The organism is Vicinamibacteria bacterium (assembly GCA_035620555.1).
Lineage (GTDB): Bacteria > Acidobacteriota > Vicinamibacteria > Marinacidobacterales > SMYC01 > DASPGQ01.
In genome coordinates this window covers 1-5854 of record DASPGQ010000756.1, presented here as the reverse complement: position 1 = coordinate 5854, position 5854 = coordinate 1, and the positions used below count along the sequence as shown (strand labels likewise).

Annotated in this window: 6 protein-coding genes; 4 read left to right on the top strand and 2 right to left on the bottom strand. The window is 62.0% G+C overall.

Annotated elements, in window-relative coordinates; all coding sequences use genetic code 11:
* The coding region (locus tag VEK15_30330; GenBank protein HXV65031.1) for a serine/threonine-protein kinase at positions 1–779 on the bottom strand (779 nt) is incomplete at its 3' end.
* 169 nt (positions 780–948) lie between these two features.
* On the opposite strand from VEK15_30330, the gene VEK15_30325 reads away from it, so the two are divergent.
* Genes VEK15_30325 through VEK15_30310 form a run of 4 tightly spaced genes read left to right on the top strand, consistent with a single transcriptional unit; the run spans position 949 to position 5233 of the window.
* The gene (locus VEK15_30325) at positions 949–2139 is read left to right on the top strand and encodes a histidinol-phosphate transaminase (GenBank protein HXV65030.1); all 1191 of its coding nucleotides are present in this window, start codon (positions 949–951) and stop codon (positions 2137–2139) included.
* A gap of 5 nt (positions 2140–2144) precedes the next feature.
* Positions 2145–2729: a VTT domain-containing protein gene (locus VEK15_30320; GenBank protein ID HXV65029.1), complete on the top strand. Its 585-nt coding sequence runs from the start codon at positions 2145–2147 to the stop codon at positions 2727–2729.
* A 6-nt stretch (positions 2730–2735) separates the two neighbouring features.
* Positions 2736–3368 carry a hypothetical protein gene (locus VEK15_30315; protein ID HXV65028.1) on the top strand — a complete coding sequence of 211 codons (633 nt, stop codon included), beginning with the start codon at positions 2736–2738 and terminating at the stop codon, positions 3366–3368.
* 8 nt (positions 3369–3376) lie between these two features.
* A complete protein-coding gene (locus VEK15_30310; GenBank protein HXV65027.1) occupies positions 3377–5233 on the top strand; it encodes a radical SAM protein in 1857 nt (618 codons plus the stop codon).
* 13 nt (positions 5234–5246) lie between these two features.
* Here VEK15_30310 and VEK15_30305 read toward each other — a convergent pair whose 3' ends face one another.
* Positions 5247–5690 carry a DUF3830 family protein gene (locus tag VEK15_30305; GenBank protein ID HXV65026.1) on the bottom strand — a complete coding sequence of 148 codons (444 nt, stop codon included), beginning with the start codon at positions 5688–5690 and terminating at the stop codon, positions 5247–5249.
* Positions 5691–5854: the final 164 nt, after the last annotated feature.

Genomic DNA, 5854 nt, shown 5'->3' with positions numbered 1-5854 from the left:
TCGAGCTCGGGCGGGTAACGCTTTCTCTTCCATGTATCCGACTGGAGCGGGTCGGTGTTCACGATGCTCAAGAGAACGCCGGTGAGGCTTCCGCCTTTGAAAGGCTTTTGCCCGGCGAGACACTCGTAGAGCACGCAACCGAGAGAAAAGATGTCGGAACGGGAGTCGACGCCTTCGCCCTTGGCTTGCTCGGGCGACATGTAGTCCGGAGTGCCCACCAATCCTCCCGACATCGTCGCACTCGTCGCGCCTTCCGACGTCGCTATCCCGAAGTCGGTGATTCGCGCCTCCCACGACTGAGTGATGATGATGTTGCCCGGCTTGATGTCCCGATGTATCACCTTGTGCTCATGAGCGTACTCGAGCGCTTTCCCCACCTGGATCGCGATGTCGACGGCGGTGGCTACCGAGATCGGCTCGTTTCGGAGCAGCTGCTGGAGCGTCGAGCCTTCGATGTACTCCATCACGATGAAGCCCATCTCCGGCGTGAACATGATGTCGTAGATGGTTACGATGTTCGGATGGTGTAGTTGGGCCGCGACCTGAGCTTCTCGGATGAAGCGCTTGCTGAGAGACTTGCGCTGCTCGAGATCTCCCGACGTGGCGAGACTGATGGACTTGATGGCAACGGCGCGGCCGAGGAACGTATCGATTGCCTTGTAGACGGACCCGAACGAGCCGGCCCCGAGCCGGCCTTCGATCTCGTAGCGATCACCCGGAATCTTGATCCCCGCGTCGTGCGAGGAGGATGGATTCGTGGGTGAAGGGGTGGTGTCCACTCGTGTATTCGGTTCGAGAAGGAAAACTCGATGCTATTTTCGCAGGTTTCGTGCCATTTGACTAGTCCAGCCCAGTTGCGCAAGTCCCTGAGTCGACACGGCATTGATTACAAAGACAGAAAGAAAACGCTGAGTGGAAGATGGGCGGAATTTCGAATAGAGTTCCCCGATGGAGCGGCAGATGGATTTTCGAGATCGCTCATGGAGCTGCTATCCCCAGGGGCTTGCCGCGTCGAGGCGGACGTTTCTCAAGGCCGTTGGCTTCCTGGCGGCGTCATCGGGACTCAGCCTGCCGAGGGCCATCGCTCAGGATTCGGGCGACCCGCCTCCCGATTTCCCCGTCGGCGGCTTTCCTCCTGGCTCGGTCCAGCTCAACTTCAACGAGAACCCGTTGGGGCCGTCCCCGAAAGCCCTACGGGCCATCCTGGAGGATGGCCTTTCGCAGTCGAATCGTTACAACTACATCGACCCTCTAATCGAGGCGATCGCTCGCCATCATGCCGTCTCATCGAACAACGTCCTCATCGGGTGTGGCTCCACCGAGTTCTTGCAGTTCGTGCCCTGGGCCCTTTTGAAGGACGGGGGCAACGTCGTTCTTCCCGTTCCTACTTACGGGTGGTGTGGGGGCGTGGCCGAATCGATGGGACGAGAGGCGATCCGCGTGCCCCTGGTCGACGAGGGCCGGGTCGACGTGCGAGGAATCGAGCGGGCAGTGACGGCCGACTCGCGATTGATCTACGTGGCGAACCCCAACAATCCAACGGGAGCGGCCCTCGACGGCGACGAACTGGCGTCGCTTTTGAAGGCGGTTCCGAAGGGCTCGGTGCTCTTCGTCGACGAGGCCTACCACGATTTTCTACCTCAAGGCGCGAGCGCGCTCGATCGTGCCCATCGAGGGGCCCCCATTCTCGTGGCGAGGACTTTCTCCAAGGCCTTCGGTCTCGCTGGCCTCCGGCTCGGATACGTCATCGGTCCGGAAGAGATCATCGAGAGAGTGAAATCGGTGTGGTGGGGTGATCTGGGCATCAATACGGCGGCGCATCGCGCCGGTCCGGCGGCCCTCGCCGACACCGACCACGTCGCTCGCTACGTGAGGACGATCGACGAAGGACTCGCGCAGCTTCGCTCAGGGCTCGAACGGCACGGCCTTCACCCCTACGGCCATCGGGCGCCGTTTTTCATGGTGGATCTCGGGCGCCGCGCGCGTCCGATCGTGGCGGCGCTCTACGAGAAACACATCTTCGTGAAGGACGGTTCGTCCTGGGGGATGCCGACTTTCCTCCGGATCTCGGTCGGTACCGCGGAGGACAACGAGAGTTTTCTCCGAGCCCTCGACGAGTCCTTGAAGCGGGTGGTCTGAACTTCGTGCTGTCTTCTCTCGGCGGGCTCTCGGGCCTGGGGATCATACCCTTCGTGCTCGGGGGCGGTGTCGCCGTGGTTTTCCTGTTCCCGGGATCGGTCGTCATGACGGCCGCCGGAGCCGCCTTCGGTCTCGGAAAAGGGTTCGTGGCGGCGCAAGTCGCGGCGAGCGCGGGGGCGGCGCTCGCTTTTCTCGTCTCCCGCTACTTGGCACGCTCACGCGTCGAGCGTTGGGTTCGGTCGAAGCCCGCGTTCTCGTCCCTCGATGAAGCCATCGGCGTCGCTGGCTGGAAGCTCGTGTTGCTTACGAGATGCTGCCCGGTCTTTCCCTACGTGTTTCAGAACTACGCCTACGGTCTGACACGAGTGAGTTTCTCCCATTACGCGCTTGGCAGCTTCATCGGGCTCGTGCCCGCCACCCTGCTGTTCGTTTATCTGGGCTCTCTCGGCCGCGCCGGAGCCGAGGCGGTCTCGGGACGGGCGGAGCCGGCGCAGGTTGTTTTTCAGCTGCTGGGATTTGCCGCGACGGTCGCCGCGACCGTCTATGTGACTCGGATTTCCCGGCAAGCGCTCCGCAGGGCCGGCATCTGACTCTCGATGTTTCCGTTCGGTGTGCTGCCCGAGCCGCTGGATACGCTGGCCCCGGACACGATGAATCGATTGCTCCTTCACGCGGCGCGATACCACGACCGAGGCTCGGTATTCACCGACGGCACGAAGAAGACACCCGACTGGCGTGCGGATCGGCTCTCGATACGCCTCGCTCTCGCGCTCGAGGAAACCATGGAAGTTTCGCGGGGTGACGTCGTAGCTCTTTCGCTTCCTTTCGACTCCGGTTGGCCGCTGGTGGAGCGGGCCATCTGGGCCCTGGGTGCCTCGAGCCGCCCGCTTCCACCGAGGGCCGTTTCGACCGGGGAAGGGGCAATCGTTACGCCGGGCTTGCGCGCGGAGCTTCTCGAAAGAGGTGCGACGCTCGATACTCCCGAGCGTGCCTCGCGTCTTCGTGCGCGGGCTCGCGAGATCGAACCACTGCAGCGTGCTTCGATCGAGGGAAATGGCGAGACGAAGAGCCATGCGGACTGGGTCGGTGAAGTCGAGGGGTTCTTGACGCGCAACCCACCGTGCCGAGGCGCGCGCCGAGTGATTTCATCCGAGTTCCCGGACTTCGCCGCCCGCCTCGCCTCCTTCGCCGGGTGGATCGACGGTCTCACCGAGACCGTGTTCGATTAGAATGACCCATGTCCGACCGGGCAACCTCGACACTCCGGCACGTCGCCCATCTGGCCTGGGAAGGTTTTCAGGCTCTGAACTCTCGCATCCCTGAGAGTCCTTCCATCCATCCCAATTGGGCCCCGGGGCCGCTGCCCAAGAGTCGCGAGCGCTCCAAGCCGCCGCTCGGTTGGCCGCGCGAGACCGATTCGCTCTGCCCCGACTGTGTCGTCGAGGTCCGGGAAGCTATCCTCGCGGGGGAGCGAGGGGTCGACGAGCTGTTGAAACGCGGCACGGCCGAGATCCCCGCGCGTATCGTCGAAGAGGACGGGCGGCTATTGATTCGTAAACGCTGCGAGGTCCACGGCTCGTTCGAGGACGTCCTGTCGATCGACCCCCGACTGAGCGCAACGCTGGAGGAACGTTTCTTCGGCCGCGATTATGCCACCGCGGGAGACGAGCACTTGCACCACCACGGCTCGTCGACCATCCGTTACGGCCGAGGCGCGGTGTTGACTCTCGATCTCACGAATCGCTGCAACATGATGTGCAACCCGTGCTTCATGGACGCGAACCAGGTGGGCTACGTCCACGAACTGACGCTCGAAGACATCGAAAGGATCCTCGATGATTCGATCTCGTTCAAGCCCCGTCGCCAGCTCTCGGTCCAGTTCTCCGGCGGCGAGCCGACGCTTTCTCCGCACTTCCTCGACGCATGCCACTACGCCAAGAATCTCGGTTACTGGAGCGTTCAGGCGGCGACCAACGGGCTGCGCTTCGTGCTGGAGCCGGAGTATGCCTATCAGGCGAAGGAGGCAGGCTTGAACATGGTCTACCTCCAGTTCGACGGGGTCACGAACGAGTCGAACGCCCACCGGCAGGTGGCGAACCTGTTCGATGCGAAAAAGCTGGCCATCGAGAGGATTTTCGAAGCGGGAATGGATATCACCCCGGTCACGACCATCGTCAACACGGTGAACGATGGGCAAGTGGGGCCGATTTTGGATTTCATGATCGATCACTCCGACATGATTGGAGCCGTGTCCTTTCAGCCGGTCTCGTTCACCGGTCGTGACGAGGATATTTCCAACGAAGAACGAAGGCGCAAGCGATATACCGTCTCACACCTCGCCCACGAGCTGCATCGTTACTATGAGGGCAAGATCGACGTCTACCGGGACTGGTATCCGCTGGGCTCTCTGGGTGCGTTCACCTGGCTCGCCGACCACCTTCGAGGTCCTGAGGCCGTTTTCGGCGGACTCAACTGCTCGTGCCACCCCAATTGCGGCGCGAGCCTGATCCTCGTCATCAACTGGCACACCAAGGAGTGGACACCGCTGACCGCTTTTTTCGACGTCGAGAGCTTCGTTCGCGACGTGAATGTCATCACCGACACCGCCCGGGGCCCGGCACTTTCCAAGATGCAGGCGCTTCTGGCGTTCACCCGCAACCTGCGTCCTTCAAAGATGCCCCGCGGAATGAATCTCGCCAAGTTCTTGAGACTGCTCAACCGCAAGATGGGCGGCGCCGTTTCTGGCCGTACGGAAGAGGACGAGTGGAACATCATGTGGGTAGGGGGCATGTGGTTCCAGGATCTCTGGACCTATGACTTTCGCAGAACGGAGATGTGCGTCATTCCGTACGCGACACAGGAGGGCGAGATATCGTTTTGCGCGTACAACACCGGCGTCGGATTCAGGAAGATCGTCGAGAGCATGCACCGCGTGGCGACGACGCGGGACTGGTTCAAGGAGAAGGGTCGGCATCGGATCTACGCGGGCGGACGGCCGATGCCCTTGTCGGCCGGAGAGCTCGTGCTGCCCGTGGTCCAGCCACAGCCGCACCCCGGGACGGTTCAGCTCGATAAAGGTTGCCGGTGCTCTTGACGGCGATTCGGCGTCAACACCGCTCGATGCGAAAACGCTTGGCGCCTTCGCGTTTCATGCGCGCGCACATTCGGGCGAACTCCTCGAGATTACCGGTGATGCGTCCGAAGATGTTCACCGTCACCGGCCCGGTCGGCATGCTAGGTCGCGCTCCGCGACCGTAGGCGAAGAGCACCTCGGCAAAATTCTCCGGCCAGTCGACGAGCCTCCCTCCTTCCAGGGCGAAATACCCGATGTCTCCGGGGACGAGGCTCGTGGCCTGATGCTCGGCCGGCGCAAGGATCGTGGGATCGATCGGCAGGTAGGTCTCGGGACCGGACCAGATGCCATGGAGCAGCTCGCCTTCGAAGGGGAGCTGCTCGAGAATGAGGCGACAGGTCCGCGGCGCCTCTCGCTCCAGAAGTATTGCTACGGCCGAGACGTTTTCTTCCAGAAACTCGAGCTTCAATCCAGCCACACGGGTTTTCTATCATTGCTCCCTGCCAGCTGGGTAGGGGCTTTTTCCCACGACTACTGTAGGGAAAACCCAACGCTTTGGCGCACATAGACTGACTTCCGTCTCGGGGTACAGTCGCGACGTTGCATGATTGATATGTGGGTTCGGTCAATGGTCGTGCAACG

Excerpts from the sequence above, each read along its gene's own strand:
- VEK15_30325 (HXV65030.1), top strand. The coding sequence starts at position 949 with ATGGAGCGGCAGATGGATTTTCGAGATCGCTCATGGAGCTGCTATCCC.
- VEK15_30315 (HXV65028.1), top strand. The coding sequence starts at position 2,736 with ATGTTTCCGTTCGGTGTGCTGCCCGAGCCGCTGGATACGCTGGCCCCG.
- VEK15_30310 (HXV65027.1), top strand. The coding sequence starts at position 3,377 with ATGTCCGACCGGGCAACCTCGACACTCCGGCACGTCGCCCATCTGGCC.